The following is a 26,093-nucleotide window of genomic DNA, read 5'->3' on the forward strand; positions in this document are numbered from 1 at the left end:
GACTAGAAATCAACATTCACCATCTTAACAATGGAATGCTCATTTCTAAGCTTTACAATACAGAAGCAGTAAGTGGTGGAGCCAAACGGGATCGAACCGTTGACCTCCTGCGTGCAAGGCAGGCGCTCTCCCAGCTGAGCTATGGCCCCGTATCTCTACAGGCGTTTCCCACACAAAATTGGTGGGTCTGGGCAGATTCGAACTGCCGACCTCACCCTTATCAGGGGTGCGCTCTAACCAACTGAGCTACAGACCCAATTTCGGGCTGCTTCTAAATCGTCTTCTTCAATGAATCAAGCAATTCGTGTGGGAACTTATGGAGCAGCTGATGTCGTCGATTAAGGAGGTGATCCAGCCGCAGGTTCCCCTACGGCTACCTTGTTACGACTTCACCCCAGTCATGAATCACACCGTGGTAACCGTCCTCCCGAAGGTTAGACTAGCTACTTCTGGTGCAACCCACTCCCATGGTGTGACGGGCGGTGTGTACAAGGCCCGGGAACGTATTCACCGCGACATTCTGATTCGCGATTACTAGCGATTCCGACTTCACGCAGTCGAGTTGCAGACTGCGATCCGGACTACGATCGGTTTTCTGGGATTAGCTCCACCTCGCGGCTTGGCAACCCTCTGTACCGACCATTGTAGCACGTGTGTAGCCCAGGCCGTAAGGGCCATGATGACTTGACGTCATCCCCACCTTCCTCCGGTTTGTCACCGGCAGTCTCCTTAGAGTGCCCACCATTACGTGCTGGTAACTAAGGACAAGGGTTGCGCTCGTTACGGGACTTAACCCAACATCTCACGACACGAGCTGACGACAGCCATGCAGCACCTGTCTCAATGTTCCCGAAGGCACCAATCTATCTCTAGAAAGTTCATTGGATGTCAAGGCCTGGTAAGGTTCTTCGCGTTGCTTCGAATTAAACCACATGCTCCACCGCTTGTGCGGGCCCCCGTCAATTCATTTGAGTTTTAACCTTGCGGCCGTACTCCCCAGGCGGTCAACTTAATGCGTTAGCTGCGCCACTAAGAGCTCAAGGCTCCCAACGGCTAGTTGACATCGTTTACGGCGTGGACTACCAGGGTATCTAATCCTGTTTGCTCCCCACGCTTTCGCACCTCAGTGTCAGTATTAGTCCAGGTGGTCGCCTTCGCCACTGGTGTTCCTTCCTATATCTACGCATTTCACCGCTACACAGGAAATTCCACCACCCTCTACCATACTCTAGCTCGACAGTTTTGAATGCAGTTCCCAGGTTGAGCCCGGGGATTTCACATCCAACTTAACGAACCACCTACGCGCGCTTTACGCCCAGTAATTCCGATTAACGCTTGCACCCTCTGTATTACCGCGGCTGCTGGCACAGAGTTAGCCGGTGCTTATTCTGTCGGTAACGTCAAAACACTAACGTATTAGGTTAATGCCCTTCCTCCCAACTTAAAGTGCTTTACAATCCGAAGACCTTCTTCACACACGCGGCATGGCTGGATCAGGCTTTCGCCCATTGTCCAATATTCCCCACTGCTGCCTCCCGTAGGAGTCTGGACCGTGTCTCAGTTCCAGTGTGACTGATCATCCTCTCAGACCAGTTACGGATCGTCGCCTTGGTGAGCCGTTACCTCACCAACTAGCTAATCCGACCTAGGCTCATCTGATAGCGCAAGGCCCGAAGGTCCCCTGCTTTCTCCCGTAGGACGTATGCGGTATTAGCGTCCGTTTCCGAGCGTTATCCCCCACTACCAGGCAGATTCCTAGGCATTACTCACCCGTCCGCCGCTCGCCACCAGGTACAAGTACCCGTGCTGCCGCTCGACTTGCATGTGTTAGGCCTGCCGCCAGCGTTCAATCTGAGCCATGATCAAACTCTTCAGTTCAAACATCTTTGGGTTTTTAAGAAACCCTAAACTTGGCTCAGCAATCGTTGGTTACATCTTTGATTTCTCGCGGAGTAACTTGTGATGCTGATAATCTTGTTGACTATCAGTCTGACTCCACAAGCACCCACACGAATTGCTTGATTCAGTTGTTAAAGAGCGGGTGGCTAAGATCTTTCGTCTCAACCGAGGCGCGCATTCTACAGCAGCCCCTGTTACTGTCAAGCGGTTATTTTAAGAAGTTTCAAAGTTTCCTCTGCAACTTCAACCACTTGCGCTTTCGATCTCTCGTTAGCGGGAGGCGAATTCTACAGCGTTACTCGCTGCTGTCAACACCTCTTTTTCTCCGCTTTCGATCGAGAAGATCGAATCGTTTATAAGGCTAAAACACACTGCCTTATCAACTCCTTCTGGGCTTCGATGATCTGAAGCAGCTCGCTGTCGAAACCTACATAACTCTTTGTTTACCAAGGAGTTTTCCGTTTCGACTGCGCCGGAAGTGGGGCGAATTATAGACTTCCAGAATCTGCCGTCAAGCATCTAATTACAGCATTATTCAGCCTTAAGGGTGATACGTGCGAATGCCTTCTTCCCAGCTTGGCAAATGTGGGTCGCACCAAGCACGTATATAAAGGTGCGATCGACAACCTCACCATCTATACGCACACCGCCTGAATTCAGAAGATCACGCGCGACAGCCGAGTTCTTCACCAAGCCAGACTTATTAAGGACGGCAGCAATCGGCATGTCCTCAGAAGCGGCCAACTGGATCTCCGGAAGATCATCAGGCAACTCGCCCTCCTTCATGCGATTACCAGCCGCACGATGAGCGTTAGCCGCAGCCTCATCGCCGTGGAAGCGCGCGACAATCTCCTCAGCGAGCTTGATCTTGATATCGCGAGGATTGGCTCCCGCTTCAACATCAGCACGCAGGGCACTGATTTCATCCAGAGAAAGGAAGCTGAGCAACTCGAAGTAACGCCACATCAAGGCATCTGGAATGGAGACCAGCTTGCTGTACATGACACCTGGCGCTTCCTGGATGCCAACATAATTGCCCAGCGACTTGGACATTTTCTTGACACCATCCAAACCCTCAAGCAGCGGCATCGTCAGGATGCACTGCGGCTCCTGACCATAGCCGCGCTGGAGCTCACGCCCCATCAACAGGTTGAACTTTTGATCGGTACCACCCAACTCAACATCAGCACACAGAGCAACCGAGTCATACCCCTGAACCAGCGGATATAGAAACTCGTGAATAGCGATAGGCTGATTGGTCTTGTAGCGTTTATCGAAGTCATCGCGCTCAAGCATGCGAGCGACGGTGTACTGCGAGGTAAGACGGATGAAGTCGGCCGGCGCCATCTTATCCATCCAGGTGGAGTTGAAGGCAACTTCGGTTTTAGCCGGATCAAGAATTTTGAAAACCTGGGTCTTGTAGGTCTCGGCATTCTCGAGAACCTGCTCACGAGTGAGCGGAGGACGAGTAGCACTCTTACCACTCGGATCTCCAATCATCCCGGTGAAATCACCGATCAGGAAAATCACCTGGTGGCCCAGCTCCTGAAACTGGCGCAGCTTATTAATAAGCACCGTGTGGCCCAGGTGCAAATCCGGCGCAGTCGGATCGAAGCCAGCCTTAATACGTAGCGGTTGGCCACGCTTGAGCTTTTCGATCAACTCGGACTCAACCAACAGTTCTTCAGCACCACGTTTGATCAGCGCTAGCTGTTCTTCAACCGACTTCATAACAGACCCGCAAGGCTCAGATTCAAAGGGAACCAACCATACAAGATCGCACACCGAATACAAGTTCTGGCCGGCGCACGGAAGCCAATCCACAGCATGAACACCCGTAGACTTGCTTCAGAGATGATTTGGTTATATTTTATACAGTTATTTAATCTTCATCATGTCATTCATCTTTTCCAATTCATCCTTTCAAAGTCAAAATTACTTATGACCACAGAACCGTCTAAAGCGCCTCCGCTTTACCCGAAGACCCACCTGCTCGCTGCAAGTGGTATAGCCGCCCTTCTCAGCCTGGCGCTCCTGGTATTCCCTTCCAGTGATGTTGAAGCCAAAAAGACGACCCGAAGCCTTGAACTGGAAAGTCCTGCTGAACAACTGACACAAGATCAAGACGCCGCTGACGCCGCCCAAGCCACAAATGAACCGGCAACCTCGCCTTTTGCGCAGATCGAAAACGGCGCCGAAGATACCCAACAAGCAGCCGAGACCGCATCCGCGCCAGGAGCAGGAGAAAAGAAAGCTCCAGGCCACAGGGAGGTGATTGTTGCCAAGGGTGACACCCTGTCCACACTGTTCGAGAAAGTCGGCCTTCCCGCCGCTTCGGTGCATGAAATCCTGGCCAGCGACAAACAAGCCAAGCAATTCAGCCAGCTCAAACATGGCCAGAAACTCGAATTCGAATTAAGCCCTGATGGCAAACTGACCAACCTACACACCAAGGTCAGCGACCTCGAAAGCATTACCTTGACCAGAAATGCCAAGGGCTATGTGTTCAACCGTATTACTGCAAAACCAACCGTGCGCACCGCCTATGTACATGGCGTGATCAACAGCTCTCTTTCACAGTCAGCCGCCCGCGCCGGACTCTCACATAGCCTGACGATGGATATGGCTAGCGTATTTGGCTATGACGTCGACTTCGCCCAGGATATTCGTCAGGGCGATGAGTTCGATGTGATCTATGAACAGAAAGTCGTTAACGGCAAGCCCGTGGGTAATGGCCCAATCCTTTCTGCACGCTTCACCAATCGCGGTAAAACCTACACCGCTGTGCGTTACACCAACAAGCAAGGCAACAGCAGCTACTACACGGCTGATGGCAATAGCATGCGCAAAGCATTCATCCGTACCCCGGTAGACTTTGCCCGCATCAGTTCGAAATTCTCAATGGGGCGCAAGCACCCGATTCTGAACAAGATTCGCGCGCACAAAGGCGTCGACTATGCCGCCCCTCGTGGTACACCGATTAAAGCCGCCGGTGACGGCAAAGTGTTATTGGCTGGTCGTCGTGGCGGCTACGGCAACACCGTTATCATTCAGCACGGCAACACTTACCGCACGCTCTACGGCCACATGCAAGGCTTCGCCAAAGGCGTCCAGACCGGCAGCAACGTCAAGCAAGGCCAGGTAATCGGTTACATCGGCACCACCGGCCTTTCCACTGGTCCGCACTTGCACTACGAGTTCCAGGTCAATGGCGTACACGTCGACCCACTAGGTCAGAAACTGCCAATGGCTGATCCAATCGCGAAGGCAGAGCGAACACGCTTCCTCGCACAAAGCCAGCCGCTAATGGCACGGATGGATCAAGAGAAAGCCACAATGCTGGCTTCGAGCAAGCGCTAAGCCATGACTCTGTATATAGGCGTGATGTCCGGGACCAGCCTTGATGGCCTGGACATTGCGTTGATCAAGCAAGACACGGCGATAAGGCTGATGGCAACGCACTACATCGCCATGCCTGAATGCCTGCGCGCTGAGCTACTTGGATTGTGCGCCAGCGGCCCAGACGAGATTGCCCGCTCTGCCATTGCCCAGCAAAACTGGGTGAAACTGGCCGCAGGGGGGATTCATACGCTTCTGGAACAGCAGCAACTAAAGCCTAAAAATATTCGTGCGATTGGCAGCCATGGGCAGACCATTCGCCACGAGCCCGCGCGCGGATTCACCGTGCAAATCGGCAACCCTGCCCTGCTGGCAGAGCTAACAGGTATTTCGGTAGTCAGCGACTTCCGCAGTCGAGACGTAGCGGCCGGCGGCCAAGGCGCGCCATTGGTTCCAGCCTTTCACGAAGCATTGTTTGAAAAACAGCCGGGTAACCGCGCGGTGCTTAACGTGGGCGGTTTCAGCAACCTCAGCCTTATAACGCCCGACACCGCTGTCGCGGGTTTCGATTGCGGTCCGGGTAACGTTCTGCTGGATGCCTGGATTCACCAGCAACGCGGCGATAACTTTGATCGTGACGGACAATGGGCAGCCAGCGGCAAGGTTGAGCCAGACTTGTTGAACGCGCTGCTCAGCGATCCGTTCTTCCAGACCAAAGGCCCGAAGAGCACAGGTCGCGAGGTGTTCAACCTGCCTTGGCTGATGCAGCACCTGTCCCGCCTGCCGACCTTCACCGCCGAAAATGTACAGGCGACACTGCTCGAACTGACCGCCATGACTATCGTCGAATCACTACAAAGTGCCCAGTTGGGCACAAGAGAGTTGTTGGTTTGCGGGGGCGGAGCCCACAACTCGACATTGATGAGTCGCCTGGCCAGCCTGCTGCCGAACACGAAGGTCAGCAGCACCGCCGCTTACGGTGTCGACCCCGACTGGGTCGAAGCCATGGCCTTTGCGTGGCTGGCTCACTGCTGCCTGGAAGGTATTGCGGCCAATCGCCCGAGCGTCACCGGCGCCCGCGGCCTGCGCGTGCTCGGTGCCATCTACCCGGCCTGAGCCCCACACAGCAAAACGCCGCAAAGCCATGAGCTGTGCGGCGCTTGATGATGCAATAAAGCGCGATCAGATCGAAAACGAAGAACCGCAGCCACAGGTGGTGGTTGCATTGGGGTTCTTGATCACGAAACGCGAACCTTCCAGACCTTCCTGATAATCCACCTCGGCACCCGCCAGGTATTGGAAGCTCATAGGATCGACCACCAGACTAACGCCTTCGCGCTCGACGATGGTGTCGTCGTCAGCTACTTCTTCATCAAAGGTAAAGCCGTACTGAAAACCTGAACAACCGCCACCCGTAACAAATACGCGCAGCTTCAAACGATCATTCCCCTCTTCATCGACCAGGCTCTTCACCTTGTGCGCAGCACCGTGAGTGAATTGCAAAGCCGTGGGGGTGAAGGATTCGACGCTCATGCTAACTATCTCCCGGCGTGATGCCGCCATAATGCGTGATGACGCGCATTATCCGCTTCTCCTAGAAAATTGGTCAACTATTGTTACGGTATATCAATCGCCAAAATTGTTAGACCAAAATGCAAAAAAGCCCGATTAACGGGCCTTTTGCCAAGCTCTTAGCAGGGTTTATGGAAGCATGCCTGCGTGAGACAAGCCCAAGCGTTCATCCAGCCCGAACAAGATGTTCAAGTTCTGCACCGCCTGACCCGACGCGCCCTTGACCAGGTTATCGATCACCGACAACACCACAACCAGGTCACCATCCTGCGGACGATGCACGGCAATACGGCACACGTTTGCCCCGCGCACACTGCGGGTTTCAGGATGGCTACCGGCCGGCATCACATCGACGAACGGCTCGTTGGCGTAACGCTTTTCAAACAGTGCTTGCAGGTCCACGGAACGATCAACGACGGTCGCATAAAGTGTCGAATGAATGCCGCGAATCATCGGGGTCAGGTGCGGAACGAAGGTCAAACCGACTTCCTTGCCGGACGCAAGACGTAGTCCTTGGCGAATTTCCGGCAGGTGACGATGCCCTTTTACTGCGTAGGCCTTCATGCTTTCCGACGTTTCGGAATAAAGCGAACCGACAGAAGCACCACGACCGGCACCGCTGACACCGGATTTGCAGTCAGCTATCAGACGCGAAGTATCCGCCAGACCCGCCTCAAGCAACGGCAGGAAACCCAATTGCGTAGCAGTCGGATAGCAACCGGGCACGGCAATCAGACGTGCATGCTTGATCTGCTCACGATTAACTTCCGGCAAGCCGTAAACTGCCTCTTCCAGCAACTCTGGCGCACCATGAGGCTGACCGTACCATTTAGCCCATTCATCGGCGTCTTGCAGGCGGAAGTCTGCCGACAGGTCGATGACCTTGGTCCCGGCAGCCAGCAACTCACCTGCCAATGCATGGGCCACACCATGAGGCGTGGCAAAGAACACCACGTCACAGGCACCCAAGGTTTTGATGTCAGGCACGCTGAACGCCAAACCATCGTAGTGGCCTCGCAGGTTCGGATACAGGTCGGCCACAGGCAGGCCAGCCTCGGATCGAGAAGTAATGACCACCACTTCCGCTTGCGGATGCTGTGCCAACAGACGCAGCAGTTCGACACCGGTGTAACCCGTGCCGCCGACGATACCGACCTTGACCATAAACCTGCCCTCAACGAACCCACTGGAAAGCCGTCGATAATAGGGGGCACGCAGCCCTGCGACAACCGCCAAGGTGACGCGCGGCCGCTCAAGCCTCTACTATTCGGACTACCGTGAACCTGGGAATAACTAAAAATGCTTTATCTATGGCTCAAAGCGCTTCACATCGTCAGCATGGTCTGCTGGTTTGCCGGCCTATTCTATCTGCCGCGACTGTTCGTCTACCACGCTCAAAGTGAAGACACTGTCAGTAAAGAACGCTTCAGCATCATGGAGCGCAAACTTTACCGCGGCATCATGGGTCCGGCGATGATCGCCACTCTGGCCTTCGGCATCTGGCTGATCAGCCTCAATCCAAGCGCGTATTTCGGCCAAGGCGCCTGGATGCACGCCAAGTTGACACTTGTGGTGATCCTCATCGGCTATCACCATATGTGCGGCGCGCAAGTAAAACGTTTTGCCCGTGGCGAAAACACCCGCAGCCATGTCTTTTATCGCTGGTTCAATGAAGTGCCGGTTCTGATATTGCTGGCTATCGTAATTCTGGTCGTCGTTCGCCCGTTCTAAACCAATAAGCCATTACTCACCGGGGTACTTCCAATGTCGCTGCCCGCGCTACTCGACCAACGTTTGCGCCTACCTGTTGTGGTGGCGCCGATGTTTCTGATCTCTAACCCTCAACTGGTGCTTGCCTGCTGTCGCAATGGCATCGTGGGCAGCTTTCCTGCGCTGAACCAGCGTGAAAGCAGTGGCTTCAAGGCCTGGCTGGAAGAGATCGAAGCGGGGCTGGCGATATTGGAAAATCCGGCACCTTATGCCGTGAATCTTATCGTTCACAACAGCAATCCACGCCTGCAAGCGGATCTGGACATCTGCGTCGAACATAAAGTCCCGATCGTGATCACCAGCCTCGGAGCCGTAAAAGAACTGGTCGATGCCGTCCACAGCTATGGAGGCTTGGTATTCCATGATGTGACCACCCGCCGCCATGCCGAGAAAGCTGCCGAAGCTGGCGTGGACGGGCTCATCGCTGTCGCCGCAGGCGCCGGTGGACACGCCGGCACCTGGAGCCCATTCTCGCTGATTGCCGAGATCCGCCAATTCTTCGACAAGACCCTGTTACTCGCGGGCTGCCTGAACCACGGCCACGAGATTCTCGCGGCACAATTGCTCGACGCGGATCTGGCCTACTTCGGTACGCGATTTATCGGCACCACTGAAAGTCATGCGCCTGACGCCTACAAGCAGATGCTGCTGACTTCCAAGGCAGCCGACATCGTTCATACTCCCGCTGTCTCCGGAGTACCGGCAAGCTTTATGCGCCAGAGCCTGGAGAATGCCGGTTTCGACATGGCAACACTGCAAGGTAAGGGCGAAATGAATTTCGGCTCAAAGCTAAAGCCATTGAGCGATGAAGCCAAAGCCTGGAAAACCGTGTGGTCCGCCGGACAAGGCGTCGGAGAAATCAATGACCTGCCAAGTGTCGATCAGTTGATTGCGCGGCTGGACGCCGAGTACCGCAAGGCGCAGGAACTCGCCGCACAGTTGCCCAAACGCTGGCCACGCTGAAAGGAAAACTTGGCCAGCCTTGACCGGCTGGCTTTACACTCCGCGCCTACAGCCTTTTCTATTTAAAAAAATTTGTGACAAGGATGCCTCGGCCATGAGCGAAAACCGGTTCAAGATTGTCTTCGACGGCGCCTTGCTGCCAGGCGTTGATGTTGCCACCGCAAAACTCAATATCGCCGAGCTGTTCAAAAGCGATGTGGAAGCCATCGAACGGCTCTTTAGTGGCCATTGCGTAGCGCTCAAACGTGACCTGTCACAAGCAGATGCGCAGACCTACCTTCAAGCACTGAAGAAAACCGGAATCGATGCGCGCATCGAAGCAGAGCCCGCCATCGAGCTGAACTTGTCAGACGTCCACGAGCATCATCACGCCAACGACCCAACGCTGTCGCCTGCCCCACAATCCCCTTACGCTCCTCCTCAGGCAAGTGTCGGTGAAACGCTGCCCGAGTTCGCCACACTCAAACCCTTCAGCATTGAGGGGCGCATCGGTCGCTTGCGCTTCCTCGCATGGACGATGGTGCTGGCGCTGGTCATGCTGATGACCGTCGCTGTATTTGCCTCGATAGCACTCACGCTCATAAGCGCCAACTCCACGGCTGGTTTGGTGATCGGTGGTCTGCTGGCAGCGCTCCTCTGCGTAGCGTTTGCGTTCATCAGCATCCAGATCAGCGTGCAGCGTTTGCACGACATCGGCTGGTCCGGCTGGCTCTGGCTGCTGAGCCTGGTGCCCTTCGTGGGCAGCTTTTTTCCGTTTGTACTGATGATTGCCCCCGGCAACAACATCGCCAATCGATACGGCGCGCCGCCACCGCCCAACAGCACAGCGGTGAAGGTGTTGTCATCGTTGTGGGTAGCGTTTATTGCCATCATGTTCTTTGCTGGTTTGTCCGGCGGTATCAGTACTCTACGAAATGAGTACGAAAGCGCCACGGAAACCAGCTATGACAGTGGCTCTGTGACCACCGACGACGTTGAGGTGGAGCCGGCTGAGTCGGCCGAACAAGCGCCAAATTCAACCGACGATGCAGCCGAAGCAGCCCAGCCCCCTGTAGACTCTGCGAAAGAATGAACAGCGCTCCCCGTCCGTGACACCTGCGTCGCCGGCGCGGAGCTGTTGCGATGGAGAAATGCATGACCCGTTACGCTCTGATCACTGGTGCTTCCAGCGGCATCGGCCTAGCGCTGGCAGAAGCGCTTGCCCGGCGCGGCCGCAGCTTGATCCTGGTGGCCCGACAACGTGATCAGCTGGAAAGTATTGCGATTGAACTAACGCAACGGTTTGGCGTGGAAGTATTGTTCCGGGCCTGTGATCTCGGTGAGCCATTGCGGCTTTCAGGATTTCTGCTGGAACTGGAAGAGGGTGATCGGCAAATTGATTTACTGGTCAACTGCGCCGGTATTGGCACCTGCGGCCCATTTCTGGCCCAGGACTGGATGACCGAACAAGACCTGATTGAGGTCAATATTCTCGCGCTGACACGGCTGTGTCATGCCATCGGCAATAGCATGGCTCTGCAGGGCGGCGGGCAAATTCTGAATGTCGCCTCGGTGGCGGCATTTCAACCGGGCCCATGGATGAGCACTTACTACGCCAGCAAAGCTTATGTACTGCATTTTTCCGAAGGCTTGCGCGTCGAGCTGAAGAAATGCGCAGTAAAGGTATCGGTGCTCTGCCCAGGGCCAACACGAACGTCGTTTTTCCGTACCGCGCAACTGGACATCGCAAAACTAGCGAACAGTCAACGGCTCATGAGCCCGGAAGAGGTCGCGCTTTACACGGTTCGTGCGTTGGAGAAAAACCGCGCCATCATCATTCCCGGACGCTTGAATCGCTGGTTCGCCTTCCTGCCAAGGCTTGGCTCGCGGTGGCTGACTCGGACCATCACCGGCATGGTTAACAAAGCCTATTGCCCGCGCTGAGTGCCCACAAAGCAAAAGACTGGGCTCGGGCATGGCCCATGAGTACACTCAGGCCAGCCCAAACAACGGAGAAAAAAGCTGTGGATACTCTGTTCACCAAGATCATCAACCGGGAAATACCGGCGAAGATTATTTTTGAGGACGACCAGGTACTGGCCTTCCACGATATTGCCCCACAGGCACCGGTACATTTTCTGGTCATCCCGAAAAAGCCAATACGCACCCTCAATGACCTGACCGAAGACGACAAGGCACTGGCCGGGCATATTCTGTTCACCGCCCAGCGACTGGCGCTGGAGCTGGGTTGCGAAGAAGGTTTTCGCATCGTCATGAACTGCAATGAACTGGGCGGTCAGACTGTCTATCACATTCACATGCACGTACTGGGTCAGCGGCAAATGAACTGGCCGCCGGGCTAATTACAGAAGTGCTGGCGCTTATGGATGACCCAGCGCAAACCTTGCGCGGCCGATTGGGTTAAACTGGCCGCCGAGATTCCTCCCGGAGGTCAGCATGTCTACACAACGTCATTACTCGCCGATTGACCGTCTTCTGCTGCAAGCCGACGCAGCGATGCGTACCTTGCTGCCCTTCAGTGGCCAGCCGTACCGCCCGTCGCCAGCCATCGTTCAGCCGGACGTAAAAATGAGCGACGAAGACACCCGACATGTTGCCGGCCTGATGCGCATCAACCATACCGGTGAAGTGTGCGCCCAGGCGCTTTACCAGGGACAAGCCCTCACCGCCAAGTTACCGCACGTGCGCGCGGCAATGGAACATGCCGCCGAGGAAGAAATCGATCATTTGGTCTGGTGCGAACAACGCATCCAGCAGTTGGGCAGCCACACCAGCATCCTCAATCCGCTGTTCTACGGCATGTCGTTCGGAATTGGCGCGGTGGCCGGCTTGATCAGCGACAAGGTCAGCCTCGGATTTGTTGCCGCGACAGAGCATCAAGTGTGCAAGCACTTGAATGAACATCTGGAGCAACTGCCGGCCGAGGACGAGAAATCACGGGCGATCCTTGAGCAGATGCGCGTCGATGAAGAGCATCATGCGGAAAGTGCGCTGGATGCAGGCGGTTTCCGTTTTCCGGCGCCGGTTAAATTCGGCATGAGCCTGTTGGCAAAGGTGATGACCAAGAGCAGTTACCGGATCTAAGACTTATCGTCAAATCGCCGTCCGAGCCACGCTCGCTTCAACAGAGCGATGCATTTCAGCCATAAAAAAGGCGACTACCGCAAAGTAGTCGCCTTTTTTGTACAAAAAATCTTAGCTCGGCATATTGCGTGCGTAGAAGATTTCCAACATTTCGTGTTTCACCCGCTCAGTCACCTGCGAGCGCTGCTCGGAAGACAGGCTGCTGGTGGCATCACCAAACAGGTAGTTATCCAGCTCGAAGTTCTTCAACAGCATCTTCGTGTGGAACAGGTTTTCCTGGTACACGTTCACGTCAGTCATCTGGTAACTGTCGCGAGTGTCTTCGGAAAGATAATTCTGAATCGAGTTGATCTCATGGTCGATGAAGTGCTTTTTGCCTTCAACGTCACGGGTGAAACCGCGCACGCGGTAATCCACGGTCACGATGTCCGATTCGAACTGGTGAATCAGGAAGTTGAGCGCCTTAAGCGGTGAAATGACGCCACAGGTCGACACATCTATGTCTACACGGAATGTCGCAATGCCATCCACCGGGTGGATTTCCGGGTAGGTATGCACCGTGATATGACTTTTGTCGAGGTGGGCCAGGATAATCTCGGGCAACGGGCCTGGTGACTCTTCGATCTGACTGTCGGTTGGGGTCACCGGCTCTTCAGAGATCAGAATCGTGACGCTGGCACCCTGGGGTTCATAGTCCTGACTGGCAATGTTCAGGATGTTGGCACCAATGATTTCGACAACTTCAGTGAGAATCTGCGTCAGGCGTTTCGCGTTGTACTCTTTATTGATGTACTCAACGTAAGCCTGCTGGTCTTGCGGGGTTTCCGCGTAGCAGATGTCATAGATGTTGAAGCTCAAGGTCTTTGTCAGGTTATTGAACCCATGGAGCTTGAGTTTGCTTTTCACCGTTAAAAACTCTCTATGTAAGCGGCCCGGCCGCGTGATCAAGCATGCCCGTCAGATGCGAACAACGCACCTGCGTAGGACGGTTAACACCTCTTCGCGATGGCGATTTTGGTTGTCTGTTCGGGTGTGCGGCCTCTCGATTAGCGGGCCACTACCCTGAAAAAAGTGGCGCATTATGCAGACGTCAGCTATGGATCGCCAGAGTCTGCACTGCTTTTATGATAGTTGAATGTCGAATCAGCCGAGTTCAATGATCTCGTAGTCATGAGTAATGGCCACGCCGGCTGCGCCGAGCATGATCGAGGCCGAGCAATACTTCTCGGCCGACAGCTCGATGGCACGCTTGACCTGCGCTTCTTTCAGCCCCCGCCCCTTGACCACAAAGTGCATGTGGATCTTGGTAAAGACCTTAGGGTCTTCGGTCGCACGCTCGGCGTCGAGAAACGCTTCACAGCTTTCGACTGCCTGACGGGATTTCTTGAGGATGCTGACCACATCAAAATTGCTGCAACCGCCAACGCCCAACAGCAGCATTTCCATCGGGCGAACACCCAGATTGCGACCACCGGCCTCAGGCGGACCGTCCATGACAACGACATGACCGCTGCCGGATTCACCGAGGAACATGGCTTCGCCAGCCCATTGGATGCGTGCCTTCATCGCCAAGACTCCACTGTCTAAAAAAGGGTCGCCAGCTTAGCACAAGGCCCCGGTATGACGGCGCTTCGCCGTCCTAGGACGCATGCACATTCGGCGTAGGTAAATTCTCGAATTATCAAGGAAGTGTCTGTTAAGCTGGCGCCAATTCGCTGGCGCATAGCCAGCTTTGTAGCGACCGTCATCTGCACCTCATAAAAAAACCAAACACACAGTGAAGTCCTTTCGGGATACAACCATGGTTGCTAGTGCCCCAACCCCAAAAATCAAAAACCTCGACAAGCTACTGATGCATTGCCAGCGCCGCCGCTATGCAGCCAAGAGCAACATCATCTGTGCCGGTGATCGCTCAGACACGCTGTTCTTTATCATCAAGGGGTCAGTGACCATCATCATCGAGGATGATGAGGGCCGCGAAATGATCATTTCCTATTTAAATTCCGGGGACTTCTTTGGCGAGCTGGGGCTGTTTGAGCAGGCCGGTCAAGAACAGGAACGTAGCGCCTGGGTGCGAGCCAAGATCGAATGCGAAGTCGCGGAAATCAGCTACGCGAAATTCCGTGAACTGTCGCAGCAGGATCCAGACATTCTTTACGTGCTCAGCGGACAAATCGCACAGCGTCTGCGCAATACCACGCGCAAAGTAGGAGACTTGGCCTTCTTTGACGTGACCGGACGAGTCGCGCGCTGCCTGCTGGAGTTGTGCAAGCAACCGGACGCCATGACCCATCCAGACGGCATGCAAATCAAAGTAACCCGCCAGGAGATCGGGCGGATTGTCGGCTGTTCGAGGGAGATGGTCGGACGCGTGCTCAAGGACCTGGAGGAGCGCAACCTGGTGGACGTTAAAGGCAAGACCATGGTGGTCTTCGGAACGCGCTAACCCTCGAACATTCGAGCCAGTATTTGGCGATACAACGCGTCCAGACGCGCCAATGCCTCGGGCGCACTGAATTTCTCATGCAAGGCGATGTGGCTCTCGGCGCGAACCCGCTGCTCCAGGCCGCACGCCGCATTGAACCGATTGACCGCAGCAACCATCGAAGCCCGCTCGTCATCCAGCAGCAAGGCACCATGCACCAATCCAACGGGACGCTGCCCGCCCTTGCTTTGGCGCCAGCGCTGGGCCGTGCCAACCATCTTGCGCCCGTCAAGGTTGACGTTGAACCGGCCATCACAAAAGGCACCTTCGACTTCACCCAATGAAGAAACGCCCCCCAACTCATCGAGCAGGTGGCAAATCGGTTCGCAGAGTCGGCGATAAGCCGTTTCGATTCGCTGCTGATCACCCTCGCTGCGCGGGGGTGCATAGACCAGTGCGATGTTGATAGTTGAGGCGGATTGCGGGACCGGCTCGCCACCGGTTTCACGTAGCAGCACGGGCCACCCCGCCGCCGCCGACACTTCGCACGCAGCCTCGAACCCAGACAGACGACTCAAGCGACGCGGCATGACCAACGCTCGATCGCTGGGCTGCCAAAACAGCAACCCAAACTCCGAATCACCGCTGCACACGTGAGCCAGCAGATCCTGCTCGGCGAGCAAGCCGCCTTCGACAGTCAGAGAGGTCGGTTGAGTCATAGAGGATCCGTAGGGCGTTGGGTCTGTGTCGCATCTGATGACGTCTTCGCGAGCAAACTCGCTCACACATTGGATCTCCAGAGTTGGCAGACTTACAGTGGGAGCGAGCCTGTTCGAAGGCGACCGGTCAACGTGTGGTCGATCAGTCGAGTGTAGAGCCACTCACCACCGTGCCACGCTCCGGGAAGAACAGACGTTGCAGTTCCGTTCCGGGGCTTTCGGCGCGCATGAAGGCTTCGCCGACCAGGAACGCGTACACGTCGCTGATTTCCATCAGCTCGACATCTGCCCGGTTGAAAATACCGCTCTCAGTGATCACCAAACGATCGCGCGGGATGCGCGGCAACAGGTCAAGCGTGGTTTCCAGGTTCACATCGAATGTGTGCAGGTTACGGTTGTTCACCCCCACCAACGGTGTATCAAGCGTTTTCAAGGCCCGCTCCAGCTCATCAGCGTCGTGGACTTCAACCAACACATCAAGGCCGACGCCTTTAGCGACGGCGGCCAGCTCGGCCATTTTCACGTTATCCAGTGCAGACACGATCAACAAAATACAATCGGCGCCCAAGGCGCGGGCTTCGACGATCTGGTACGGATCGATCATGAAGTCCTTGCGAATCACCGGCAATTTACACGCGGAACGTGCCTGTTGCAGGTACGCATCAGCGCCCTGAAAGAAGTCGATGTCGGTCAAGACCGACAGGCACGTTGCACCACCCTTCTCATAGCTTTTGGCGATGTCGGAGGGAACGAAATTATCCCGAATCACACCTTTGCTTGGCGAAGCTTTCTTGATTTCCGCAATCACCGCCGGCTGCTTGAGCTTGGCCTGAGTGATCAATGCCTTGGCGAAGCCACGGGGCGCACCCGCGGCCTTCGCCAACACCTCAAGCTCGGCCAGGCTCACACGGGCGCTACGCTCGGCAACTTCCTGGGCTTTGCGGGCCAAGATGTTTTCCAGAACCGTCGGTACACTCATCCCTCATTCTCCACTCTGAATACCGCGGTAAATGCACCCAACTCCTCAAGTTTTTCCCGAGCGAGGCCGGTGTGCAGCGCATCGTGCGCCAGGGCAACGCCCTCTTTCAAACTTGTCGCATGGTCGGCGGCATACAGCGCAGCACCGGCATTGAGCACGATCATCTCGGCAGCCTTCTGACCGTTCTCGGTCTTGCGCTTGCCCAACGCATCGCGAATCAATTCAAGCGAAGCCGCCGGGCTTTCGACGGACAGACCGTGCAGACTTTGGCTTTTCATGCCCAGGTCTTCGGGCTCGACCCAATACTCGCTGATCTGGTCGTTCTTCAGTTCTGCGACAAAGGTCGGCGCAGCGAGGCTGAATTCGTCGAGGCCATCCTTGGAATGCACCACCAACACATGTTTGCTGCCCAGACGCTGCAAGACTTCGGCCAACGGGAGGCACAATGCCTGATTGAACACCCCTACGACCTGATGCTTCACGCCGGCCGGATTCGTAAGCGGGCCAAGCATGTTGAACAACGTCCGCAGCCCTAGGTCACGGCGCGGCCCGGCGGCATGCTTCATGGCACTGTGATGGGTCTGGGCGAACATGAAACCGATGCCGACATTGTCGATGCAGCGCGCCACCTGAACCGGGGTCAGGTTCAGATAGATACCCGCCGCTTCCAGCAAGTCGGCACTGCCACTTTTACCCGAGACGGCACGATTACCGTGCTTGGCTACCGTGCAACCGGCAGCAGCGACCACGAAGGATGACGCGGTCGATACGTTAAAGATGTTAGCGCCATCACCGCCCGTGCCGACCACGTCGACTACGCCGTCGAGGGTCTTGAGTTCAACCTTGTCCGCCAGCTCACGCATGACCGAGACAGCACCGACGATTTCGTCAATGCTTTCGCTCTTCATGCGCATGGCCATCATGAACGCACCGATCTGCGCGTCCGAGCATTGCCCCGTCATGATTTCGCGCATCACATCGCGCATCTCATCGGTACTGAGGTCGAGGTGATCGACGATACGGCTCAGGGCTGTCTTGATATTCATACAAAGTCCTTAGCGCATGCCGCCGGTTTGTTTGAGGAAGTTGGCGAACAGCTCATGGCCCTGTTCAGTGAGGATCGACTCAGGGTGAAACTGCACCCCCTCGATGTTCAGCGTTTTGTGGCGCAGGCCCATGATCTCGTCCACAGAGCCGTCCTCAAGTTGGGTCCAGGCGGTCAGCTCCAGGCAATCGGGCAGGGTCTCGCGCTTGACGATCAACGAGTGATAACGCGTCACGGTCAGCGGATGGTTCAACCCTTCGAAAACGCCCTTGTCCTCATGGAATACCGGACTAGTCTTACCGTGCATGACCTGACGGGCGCGAACGACATCGCCGCCAAAGGCTTGGCCGATGGACTGGTGGCCCAGGCAAACCCCCAGAATCGGCAATTTACCCGCGAAGTGCTTGATGGCTTCGATGGAGATGCCGGCTTCGGTCGGGGTGCAAGGACCTGGGGACACCACGATGCGCTCTGGGTTGAGCGCTTCAATTTCGGCAATGGTGAGTTCGTCATTGCGCACTACTTTAACCTGGGAGCCTAGCTCGCCCAGGTACTGCACAACGTTGTAAGTAAATGAGTCGTAGTTGTCGATCATCAGCAACATGGCGTGTAGGACCTCTTGAATTCACTGACTTTAAAAATGGCCTTCGAATGATTTACCCGCAGTGCGCTGCGCGTTGCCAGGTGCTGGAGCTACGCCAGCAAAGCGGCATTTGAGACGGGTAAAGAAGGCAAAGCGATACAGGTCGGCGGGGCCGGCCAAAAAGATTCAGGCGCGCCAACGCCAACGGGCGTGTGCCTTGATGACTTGATCCAAGAGTTTGCGGACGATCAACACGGGGAAGGTCTCATTTATGCGTCCGGGCACAGTAACTTAGCTGGGCAGGGCGTGCAATATGGCGGTGCCGGTGGCTTGCGAAACAATCGAAGGGGTTCGCGACGGATGGCAAAAGGCCGAGAGTTTTTGGTACTGTCGTTTCGTTTCATACAACAATAAATAAACGGACTTGCTCATGATCAAACAGAAGTTGTTTGTACCGCTCACCGGATGCCTGCTCGCCATAGCCTGCGCCCAAGCAATCGCGGCGCCCAATCCTTATTCAAACTTCGTGGTCTTCGGCGACAGCCTCAACGATGCCGGGCAGTTTACCGATACGGGCGGTCCCGCCGGCGCCACGCAACGCTACACCAACCGCACCGGTCCGCTTTATCAGGACGGTAGCGGTGAATTGCGCTCGCTGAACTCCACGCAATTGCTGGGCGGAAAACTCGGGTTCACGCCGAACCAGACTGCCGCCTCGACCTCGGCAGTACGCGCCGGCGAAGGCTTGCCGGACGGTAACAACTGGGCCACCGGCGGTTACCGCACGGACCAGATTCTAGACTCGATCACCAGCACTTCCGCCACCGGCGAACGGACTCGTGCCGGGTACCTGCCGACGAATAATTTCCGTGCCGATCCGAATGCGCTGTATTACCTGTCGGGCGGGGGCAACGACTTTCTGCAAGGTCGCGTGCTCAGCCTCGATCAAGCCAATGCCGCCGCCGATCGATTGGTGAGCAGCGTGCAGGCACTGCAAAGCGCTGGCGCCAAATACATCATGGTCTGGCTGCTGCCAGACATTGGACTGACGCCCGCCGTCAACGGCACTCCGCTGCAAGCCTTTACGTCGCAACTCAGCGCCCAGTTCAACAATGAACTGGTGAGTAAACTACAAACGGTCAACGCCGAGATCATTCCGCTCAACATTCCGCTGCTGCTCAAAGAGACGTTCGCCAACCCGGCGCAATTCGGGCTGGCCACCGATCAGAACCTGACGGCGACTTGTTTTAGCGGCGACAGCTGCACCGAAAACGCCCGATATGGTATCAACAGTGCCACGCCGGACCCGACCAAACTGATCTACAACGACTCGGTCCACCCCACAGAAGCCGGGCAACGCCTGATTGCCGATTACGCCTACTCCCTGCTGTCGGCGCCCTGGGAACTGACACTGTTGCCGGAAATGGCCCAAGGCACCTTGCGCGCGCATCAGGACGAATTGCGTAGCCAGTGGCTGGCTGACTGGGAAAACTGGCAAGGCGTCGGTCAATGGCGAGCCATTGTCAGCGGCGGCGGCCAACATCAGGACTTCGACGACCAACACAGCGCCGCCAGCGGCGACGGCACGGGTTACAACCTGAACATCGGTGGCAGCTACCGCCTCAACGAGGCGTGGCGCCTCGGTGTAGCCGCCGGTTTCTACAACCAGAAACTTGAAGCAGGCCAGGACAACTCGCAGTACACACTCAACACCTACATGGGCACGGCGTTCGCGCAGTACCAGCAGAATCGCTGGTGGGGTGATGTAGCGATGACCGCCGGACACCTTGACTACGACAGTCTCAAGCGCAAATTCGATCTGGGTGTTAACGAGCGCGGGGAAAAAGGTGATACCAGCGGCTACTTGCTGGCCATCAGTGGTCGCCTCGGTTACGACATTGCGCAGTCGGCCAGCAGTCCATGGCACCTGTCGCCATTCGTGAGTGCCGACTTCGCCAAGGTCGAGGTCGATGGCTATTCGGAAAAAGGCGCCGACGCGACAGCGTTGACGTTCGATGACCAGTCGCGCAACTCCAAACGCCTGGGCGTCGGTATTCAGGGCAAGTACCAGATCACCCCAATGACTCAGGTATTTGGCGAACTCGCTCACGAGCGTGAATACAACAACGACACCCAAGCGCTAACCATCAATCTCAACAGCCTGCCGAACAACCACTTCACACTCGAAGGCTACACCCCGCAAACCAACCTGAACCGCCTGAACCTGGGCGTAAGCCACAAACTTACCCAGGACCTGGCACTGCGGGCCAACTACATCATTCGCAAGGATGATGACTTCACCCAACAGGGGATTAATGTCGGGGTCAGTCTCGACTTCTAAATCGCTGGCATAAAAAACGCGGAGCCCTCACAGGCGCCGCGTTTTTTTATGCCGATAAACCACAGGTCTGGCGTGAACTCAGCTTTGCGGGGTTTGTTCGGCCAGCGCCACCGCGCGGAACATGGCGCGGCGCTTGTTCAGGGTTTCTTCCCACTCCAGCGCGGGTACCGAGTCGGCAACAATGCCGCCACCAGCCTGCACGTGCAACTCGCCGTCCTTGATCACTGCCGTCCGGATCGCGATCGCCGTGTCCATGTTGCCGTTCCAGGCGAAATAACCGACGGCTCCACCGTAGACACCACGTTTGACGGGCTCCAATTCGTCGATGATTTCCATCGCGCGAATCTTCGGCGCGCCAGACAACGTGCCCGCCGGCAGAATCGCCCGCAATGCATCCATCGCCGTCAAACCGGCTTTCAATTGCCCAGTGACGTTGGACACAATGTGCATCACGTTGGAGTAACGCTCGATGACCATCTTCTCGGTGAGTTTCACCGAGCCAATCTCCGAAACACGGCCAGTGTCGTTACGACCAAGGTCGATCAGCATCAGGTGCTCGGCGATTTCCTTGTCATCCGACAACAAGTCTTTTTCCAGTGCCAGATCTGCCTCTTCACTGGCCCCACGAGGGCGAGTGCCAGCAATCGGGCGCACGGTGATCAGGTTGTCCTCGACGCGCACCAGCACTTCCGGCGAACTGCCGACAACATGGAAGTCGCCGAAGTTGAAGAAGTACATGTAAGGCGTCGGGTTGAAACAACGCAGCGCCCGGTACAAGTCGATCGGCGCAGCCTTGAAGTCGATGGACATGCGCTGAGAAGGCACCACCTGCATGCAGTCGCCGGCCAGGATGTATTCCTTGATAGTGTCGACGGCTTTTTCATAATCGTTCTGGGTGAAGCTTGAACGAAACACCGGATCAGCCGATTGCTGCTTGCTGAAATCCAGGCCACGGCGCGGGGTAATCGGCTGGCGGAGTTTTTCCAGCAGCGCTTCCAACCGCACCTGACCGTGTTCGAAAGCGTCGGCCTGCGAAGGGTCGGCCAGGACAATCGCGTGCATCTTGCCGGCAAGGTTGTCGAACACCACAACGGCATCGGAGACCATCAGCAAAATGTCTGGCACACCGAGTGGATCGGGGTTCGGGCACTTGCCCAGACGTTTCTCCACATAACGCACGCAGTCATAACCGAAGTAACCGACCAGGCCGCCATTGAAGCGCGGCAGGCCAGGGATGGACGGTACGTTGTAACGGGCTTTGAATTCTTCGACGAAGGCCAATGGGTCTTCGGCTTCGTGGCTTTCGATCTCGATGCCGTCGTGGGTCACGCTGATGTGGTGATCATGAACCCGTAGTACCGTGCGACACGGCAAGCCGATGATCGAGTAGCGGCCCCACTTTTCGCCGCCCTGCACCGACTCCAGCAAGTAGGAGTTGGGCTCGTCGGCCAGTTTCAGGTAGATCGACAGCGGTGTGTCGAAGTCGGCCAGGGTTTCGCAGGCCATCGGGATACGGTTATAGCCGGCAGCGGCCAAACGCAGGAATTCTTCGCGGATCATGGGGTAGCCTCGTGGCTTGAGGGTCTAACAGTCAGGTGTGCAAACGCGCCGGGGGGCCGGCCAGGAACAAGTCAGGCGCGCCAACGCCAGCGGGCCAGGGCCTTGATGACTTTCATCCAGAGTTTGCGAGTGACCACCACGATGGCGTTTCCAAAAGGGGGTTGAACAGCGTCGGGCAACGTTATCTCAGCCGCCAGATCCAGGCAACCGGGAATTAGCTTGCGCAGATCGTCGATGACCAGCGCCGGCAACTCTTCGGCAATCGGCCGGCCATGGTTATAGCCGTAACTAAGCGCCACGCACTTGACCCCGGCCGCTTTCGCCGCTAGTACATCGCTCCGTGAGTCGCCAATAAACAACGATTGTGACGCTGGAATGTTGGCCATTTTCATCACGAAAAACAGTGCTGCGGGGTCAGGCTTTTGCTGCGGCAGGGTGTCGCCACCAATGATCCACTTGAAGTAGCGGCCGATTTTCATCTGATCCAGCAGCGGCGCAACGAAGCGCTCAGGTTTATTGGTGATCAATGCCATCTCGACCCCCTGCTTGTGCAGCCATTTGAGGGTGTCACGCACGCCGGGATAAACCACTGTCAGCTCATGGCTTTCGCTGTAAGCCTCCATGAACATCTCCAGCGCCGCTTCCGCCTCGCCGTCATCGACCGCCGAATGATCAATGCCGCCAGCCAGCGCTCGACGAACCAGTACCGGTGCGCCGTTGCCGACCCACTCACGTACCGACTCAATGCCAGCAGGTTTTCGGCCGAGCTTGAGCAGCATGTTATCCACCGCCACTGCGAGGTCCGGAACCGAATCGATCAGCGTGCCATCCAGATCGAACATCACCAGCCGCGGCAGTCGCCCCGGGAACAACTGCTCAAAACCACTCATGGGCGGGCCAGCGCCAATTCGGATCGCATCTTCTCGATCACGTCCTGATAGTTCGGCGCATTGAAGATTGCCGAGCCAGCCACAAAAGTGTCGGCGCCAGCGGCGGCGATTTCGCGGATGTTGTTCACGTTCACCCCACCGTCGATTTCAAGGCGAATGTCACGCCCACTGGCGTCGATCAAGGCACGAGCCTGTCGAAGTTTGTCGAGGGTTCCCGGAATGAACTTCTGCCCGCCAAAGCCAGGGTTGACGCTCATCAGCAATATCATGTCGACCTTGTCCATCACGTATTCGAGCACGCTCAAAGGGGTCGCCGGGTTGAATACCAGTCCGGCCTTGCACCCGCCCTCGCGGATCAGTTGCAGTGAACGGTCAACGTGCTGGGTCGCTTCCGGGTGGAAGGTGATGTACGTCGCGCCGGCCTCGATGAAGTCACCAATAATGCGGTCTACAGGGCTGACCATCAGGTGCGCATCAATAGGCGCGGTGATGCCGTACTTGCGCAATGCCGCGCAGACCATCGGGCCAATGGTCAGGTTGGGCACGTAGTGATTGTCCATGACGTCGAAGTGGACGAAGTCGGCGCCAGCGGCCAGAACGTTGTCCACTTCTTCGCCCAGGCGGGCGAAGTCGGCGGAGAGAATCGACGGAGCAATTACGAAGGGCTGCATGACGCACCTTTTCTGAGCAAGATCACAATGGCGCGCATTGTATACCTCATGCTTTGACACGCGCACTGTGACCGCGATGATTGGGCCGGACCTCAATCAATCACTACGGCGAGCTCTAATACGCCGCTCGGTAGATCTTCTCGATATCGACGGCGCTCAATTTACGTGGATTGTTGCGCATCAAGCGCTCGATCCCCGCCGCTTCCACGGCCATGGCCGGGATCGCGTCCTCAGGCACGCCAAAACTGTGCAGCCCTCGCGGGATTTCTACCACCGCGCACAATGCGGCCATCGCCTCGACGGCTTTATCCGCAGCATCGTTGGCGCTCAAGTGAGCGGTTTTAACCCCCATTGCCTCGGCAATATCCTGCATGCGTTCCACGCAGGCCATTTTGTTCCACGCCATGACATACGGCAGCAGCAACGCGTTGCTAACGCCGTGGGCAATGTTGAAACGCCCGCCCAGCGGATACGCCAATGCATGCACGGCACCGACCCCCGCATTGCCGAACGCCATGCCGGCCATCAGGCTGGCAGTGGCCATGTCTTCGCGAGCTTGCAGGTTGGACGGGTTGGCGTAAGCCTTGGGCAGCGCCTTGGCGATCAGTTTCATGGCGCCGATGGCCAGGGCATCGGTGATCGGCGAGGCGTTCAGCGACAGATACGATTCGATGGCGTGTACCAGCGCATCGACACCACTGGCGGCGGTGACACTGCGTGGGCAGGTCAGGGTCATTTGCGGGCTGATCAGTGCAACGTCGGGTAATAGATAGTCGCTGACGATGCCCTTCTTCATCTGCGCCACTTTGTCGGAAAGGATCGCCACGTTGGTCACTTCCGAACCGGTGCCAGCGGTGGTCGGGATGGCAATCAGCGGCGGGCCTTTGCGCGGCACCTGATCGACGCCAAACAGATCCTCCAGCGCGCCATGGTAACCGGCGTAAGCGGCCACGCTTTTGGCGATGTCGATAGCACTGCCGCCGCCCAGGCCGATCAGCCCGTCATGCCCGCCATCGCGATAAACCTGCATGCAGTCTTCGACGATGGCAATTTCCGGATCAGGCAGTACACGGTCGAAAATTTCGTAAGGACGCTCGCCCAAGTGCGCCAACGCTAGAGCCACCGTACCTGAGGTAACCAGGGCAGCGTCGGTGACGATCAGAGGGTTGTCGATGTCCAGACGCGTCAGCTCAGCCGCCAGTTGCTCGATGGCGCCGACGCCAGTGATCAGTTTGTGAGCGATTTTGAAAGAGGAAAGACTCATGTGCGCAGCCTCTTATCGATAGGGAGCTGGGCACAATAGTAGCTGGGGATTGGGGTTTGTCTGTTATTCAGCCAATGAATGACCAGAGATCTCGACCACCACACACAATCACCGGTGGGAGCTTGCTCGCGCCCACCGGTGATTGATGTGCAGCTTCAAACCTGGGCAGTGCGCAGTTTTTCGCCGCGCCCGCGCAACCACTCCAGCGTCAACAGCAGCACTACCGAGAACGCGATCAGCAGCGTCGCCGCCGCCGCGATGGTCGGGCTGAGGTTTTCGCGGATGCCGCTGAACATCTGCCGCGGCAACGTCGCTTGTTCGGGACCGGCGAGGAACAGCGTCACGACCACTTCATCAAACGAGGTCGCGAAGGCGAACAACGCGCCCGAGATCACGCCAGGCGCAATCAGCGGCAAGGTCACCCGACGGAACGCCGTCAGCGGCGAAGCGCCAAGGCTGGCGGCGGCGCGCACCAGGTTGTGGTTAAACCCCTGCAACGTCGCAGACACCGTGATGATCACAAACGGCACGCCCAACACCGCATGCACCACGATCAATGAAAAGAAGCTGTTACCCAGGCCCAACGGGGCGAAGAACAGATAACTGGCCACACCGATGATCACCACCGGCACCACCATCGGCGAAATCACCAGGGCCATCACCAGCGCCTTGCCGGGAAAATCACCACGCGTCAGGCCGATCGCGGCCAGCGTCCCGAAGACCATCGCCAGCACGGTGGCCGCCGGGGCGACGATGATGCTGTTCCTCAACGCCCGCATCCACTCCGCCGAGGCAAAGAAATCCTGATACCAGTGCAACGAAAAACCTTGCAGCGGGTACACCAGAAAACTTCCAGAGTTGAACGACAGTGGAATGATCACCAACACCGGCAGGATCAGGAACAACAAAATCAAGCCGCAGAGAATCCGCAAGCTGTAAAACCAAACGCGCTCGACGGGCGACATATAAGGACTCAGCATTTCGTTCTC

At 56.5% G+C, this 26,093-nt stretch carries 24 protein-coding genes, 2 tRNA genes and 1 rRNA gene; 10 read left to right on the forward strand and 17 right to left on the reverse strand.

Features of this window, described 5'->3' with window-relative positions:
• Positions 1-73 precede the first annotated feature (73 nt).
• From RHM68_RS22705 to tyrS, 4 genes are all read right to left on the reverse strand, one after another.
• Positions 74-149 (reverse strand) — tRNA-Ala (locus tag RHM68_RS22705).
• A gap of 30 nt (positions 150-179) precedes the next feature.
• Positions 180-256: transfer RNA gene (locus tag RHM68_RS22710), tRNA-Ile, on the reverse strand.
• A gap of 83 nt (positions 257-339) precedes the next feature.
• A 16S ribosomal RNA gene (locus RHM68_RS22715) occupies positions 340-1,878 on the reverse strand.
• Positions 1,879-2,430: 552 nt separating this feature from the next.
• Positions 2,431-3,630 carry a tyrosine--tRNA ligase gene (gene tyrS / locus RHM68_RS22720; protein WP_322219205.1) on the reverse strand — a complete coding sequence of 400 codons (1,200 nt, stop codon included), beginning with the start codon at positions 3,628-3,630 and terminating at the stop codon, positions 2,431-2,433.
• Between the two features lie 210 nt (positions 3,631-3,840).
• Here tyrS and RHM68_RS22725 point away from each other — a divergent pair, with 210 nt between their 5' ends.
• Together RHM68_RS22725 and RHM68_RS22730 are read left to right on the forward strand one after the other, a co-directional pair.
• Positions 3,841-5,259 carry a peptidoglycan DD-metalloendopeptidase family protein gene (locus RHM68_RS22725; protein ID WP_322223911.1) on the forward strand — a complete coding sequence of 473 codons (1,419 nt, stop codon included), beginning with the start codon at positions 3,841-3,843 and terminating at the stop codon, positions 5,257-5,259.
• 3 nt (positions 5,260-5,262) lie between these two features.
• The gene (locus RHM68_RS22730; RefSeq protein ID WP_322219206.1) at positions 5,263-6,354 is read left to right on the forward strand and encodes an anhydro-N-acetylmuramic acid kinase; all 1,092 of its coding nucleotides are present in this window, start codon (positions 5,263-5,265) and stop codon (positions 6,352-6,354) included.
• 66 nt (positions 6,355-6,420) lie between these two features.
• Here the strand turns inward: RHM68_RS22730 and erpA are convergent, their stop codons facing one another.
• Complete coding sequence (gene erpA / locus RHM68_RS22735) at positions 6,421-6,771, reverse strand: iron-sulfur cluster insertion protein ErpA (RefSeq protein WP_007906865.1); 351 nt, start codon at positions 6,769-6,771, stop codon at positions 6,421-6,423.
• 168 nt (positions 6,772-6,939) lie between these two features.
• Positions 6,940-7,974: an N-acetyl-gamma-glutamyl-phosphate reductase gene (gene argC / locus RHM68_RS22740; protein ID WP_322219207.1), complete on the reverse strand. Its 1,035-nt coding sequence runs from the start codon at positions 7,972-7,974 to the stop codon at positions 6,940-6,942.
• Positions 7,975-8,109: 135 nt separating this feature from the next.
• Between argC and hemJ the strand changes: the two genes are divergently transcribed.
• The 6 genes from hemJ (at position 8,110) to coq7 (ending at position 12,627) form a co-directional block, all read left to right on the forward strand.
• Complete coding sequence (gene hemJ, locus RHM68_RS22745) at positions 8,110-8,541, forward strand: protoporphyrinogen oxidase HemJ (protein WP_322219208.1); 432 nt, start codon at positions 8,110-8,112, stop codon at positions 8,539-8,541.
• 33 nt (positions 8,542-8,574) lie between these two features.
• A complete protein-coding gene (locus RHM68_RS22750; RefSeq protein WP_322219209.1) occupies positions 8,575-9,543 on the forward strand; it encodes a nitronate monooxygenase family protein in 969 nt (322 codons plus the stop codon).
• 94 nt (positions 9,544-9,637) lie between these two features.
• A complete protein-coding gene (locus tag RHM68_RS22755; protein WP_322219210.1) occupies positions 9,638-10,615 on the forward strand; it encodes a DUF805 domain-containing protein in 978 nt (325 codons plus the stop codon).
• A gap of 62 nt (positions 10,616-10,677) precedes the next feature.
• Positions 10,678-11,466 (forward strand): SDR family oxidoreductase, encoded by a 789-nt coding sequence (locus RHM68_RS22760; RefSeq protein WP_322219211.1) that lies wholly within the window; start codon positions 10,678-10,680, stop codon positions 11,464-11,466.
• 80 nt (positions 11,467-11,546) lie between these two features.
• Positions 11,547-11,885 carry a histidine triad nucleotide-binding protein gene (locus RHM68_RS22765; protein ID WP_322219212.1) on the forward strand — a complete coding sequence of 113 codons (339 nt, stop codon included), beginning with the start codon at positions 11,547-11,549 and terminating at the stop codon, positions 11,883-11,885.
• Positions 11,886-11,979: 94 nt separating this feature from the next.
• Positions 11,980-12,627 carry a 2-polyprenyl-3-methyl-6-methoxy-1,4-benzoquinone monooxygenase gene (coq7, locus tag RHM68_RS22770; RefSeq protein ID WP_322219213.1) on the forward strand — a complete coding sequence of 216 codons (648 nt, stop codon included), beginning with the start codon at positions 11,980-11,982 and terminating at the stop codon, positions 12,625-12,627.
• 111 nt (positions 12,628-12,738) lie between these two features.
• Here the strand turns inward: coq7 and speD are convergent, their stop codons facing one another.
• A complete protein-coding gene (speD, locus tag RHM68_RS22775) occupies positions 12,739-13,533 on the reverse strand; it encodes an adenosylmethionine decarboxylase (protein WP_322219214.1) in 795 nt (264 codons plus the stop codon).
• A gap of 237 nt (positions 13,534-13,770) precedes the next feature.
• On the reverse strand, positions 13,771-14,193 hold the full coding sequence (locus tag RHM68_RS22780) for an OsmC family protein (protein ID WP_322219215.1): 423 nt from the start codon (positions 14,191-14,193) through the stop codon (positions 13,771-13,773).
• 235 nt (positions 14,194-14,428) lie between these two features.
• Here RHM68_RS22780 and crp point away from each other — a divergent pair, with 235 nt between their 5' ends.
• On the forward strand, positions 14,429-15,073 hold the full coding sequence (gene crp / locus RHM68_RS22785) for a cAMP-activated global transcriptional regulator CRP (protein WP_322219216.1): 645 nt from the start codon (positions 14,429-14,431) through the stop codon (positions 15,071-15,073).
• Here crp and RHM68_RS22790 read toward each other — a convergent pair.
• The 4 genes from RHM68_RS22790 to RHM68_RS22805 form a co-directional block, all read right to left on the reverse strand.
• Positions 15,070-15,771, reverse strand: coding sequence for a lipoate--protein ligase family protein (locus tag RHM68_RS22790; protein WP_322219217.1), 702 nt, complete (start codon positions 15,769-15,771; stop codon positions 15,070-15,072). The two genes, crp and RHM68_RS22790, sit on opposite strands and share 4 nt — an antisense overlap.
• A 142-nt stretch (positions 15,772-15,913) precedes the next feature.
• Positions 15,914-16,750 carry an indole-3-glycerol phosphate synthase TrpC gene (gene trpC, locus RHM68_RS22795; RefSeq protein ID WP_322219218.1) on the reverse strand — a complete coding sequence of 279 codons (837 nt, stop codon included), beginning with the start codon at positions 16,748-16,750 and terminating at the stop codon, positions 15,914-15,916.
• Positions 16,747-17,796 carry an anthranilate phosphoribosyltransferase gene (trpD, locus tag RHM68_RS22800; RefSeq protein WP_322219219.1) on the reverse strand — a complete coding sequence of 350 codons (1,050 nt, stop codon included), beginning with the start codon at positions 17,794-17,796 and terminating at the stop codon, positions 16,747-16,749. Before trpD ends, trpC begins: the two co-directional genes overlap by 4 nt.
• A gap of 9 nt (positions 17,797-17,805) precedes the next feature.
• The gene (locus RHM68_RS22805; protein WP_322219220.1) at positions 17,806-18,399 is read right to left on the reverse strand and encodes an aminodeoxychorismate/anthranilate synthase component II; all 594 of its coding nucleotides are present in this window, start codon (positions 18,397-18,399) and stop codon (positions 17,806-17,808) included.
• A gap of 409 nt (positions 18,400-18,808) precedes the next feature.
• On the opposite strand from RHM68_RS22805, the gene estP reads away from it, so the two are divergent.
• A complete protein-coding gene (gene estP / locus RHM68_RS22810) occupies positions 18,809-20,719 on the forward strand; it encodes an esterase EstP (protein ID WP_322219221.1) in 1,911 nt (636 codons plus the stop codon).
• A 78-nt stretch (positions 20,720-20,797) separates the two neighbouring features.
• Here the strand turns inward: estP and trpE are convergent, their stop codons facing one another.
• From trpE to RHM68_RS22835, 5 genes are all read right to left on the reverse strand, one after another.
• Positions 20,798-22,279, reverse strand: a complete 1,482-nt coding sequence (trpE, locus tag RHM68_RS22815) for an anthranilate synthase component I (protein WP_322219222.1) — start codon at positions 22,277-22,279, stop codon at positions 20,798-20,800.
• Positions 22,280-22,350: 71 nt separating this feature from the next.
• The gene (locus tag RHM68_RS22820; protein WP_322219223.1) at positions 22,351-23,169 is read right to left on the reverse strand and encodes a phosphoglycolate phosphatase; all 819 of its coding nucleotides are present in this window, start codon (positions 23,167-23,169) and stop codon (positions 22,351-22,353) included.
• Positions 23,166-23,840: a ribulose-phosphate 3-epimerase gene (gene rpe, locus RHM68_RS22825; protein ID WP_322219224.1), complete on the reverse strand. Its 675-nt coding sequence runs from the start codon at positions 23,838-23,840 to the stop codon at positions 23,166-23,168. The genes RHM68_RS22820 and rpe overlap by 4 nt, the downstream gene beginning before the upstream one ends.
• A 115-nt stretch (positions 23,841-23,955) precedes the next feature.
• Positions 23,956-25,104 (reverse strand): iron-containing alcohol dehydrogenase, encoded by a 1,149-nt coding sequence (locus tag RHM68_RS22830; RefSeq protein ID WP_322219225.1) that lies wholly within the window; start codon positions 25,102-25,104, stop codon positions 23,956-23,958.
• A 155-nt stretch (positions 25,105-25,259) separates the two neighbouring features.
• Positions 25,260-26,084 (reverse strand): ABC transporter permease, encoded by an 825-nt coding sequence (locus RHM68_RS22835; protein WP_322219226.1) that lies wholly within the window; start codon positions 26,082-26,084, stop codon positions 25,260-25,262.
• Positions 26,085-26,093: the final 9 nt, after the last annotated feature.

It is taken from the genome of Pseudomonas sp. DC1.2, assembly GCF_034351645.1.
Taxonomy (GTDB): Bacteria; Pseudomonadota; Gammaproteobacteria; order Pseudomonadales; family Pseudomonadaceae; genus Aquipseudomonas.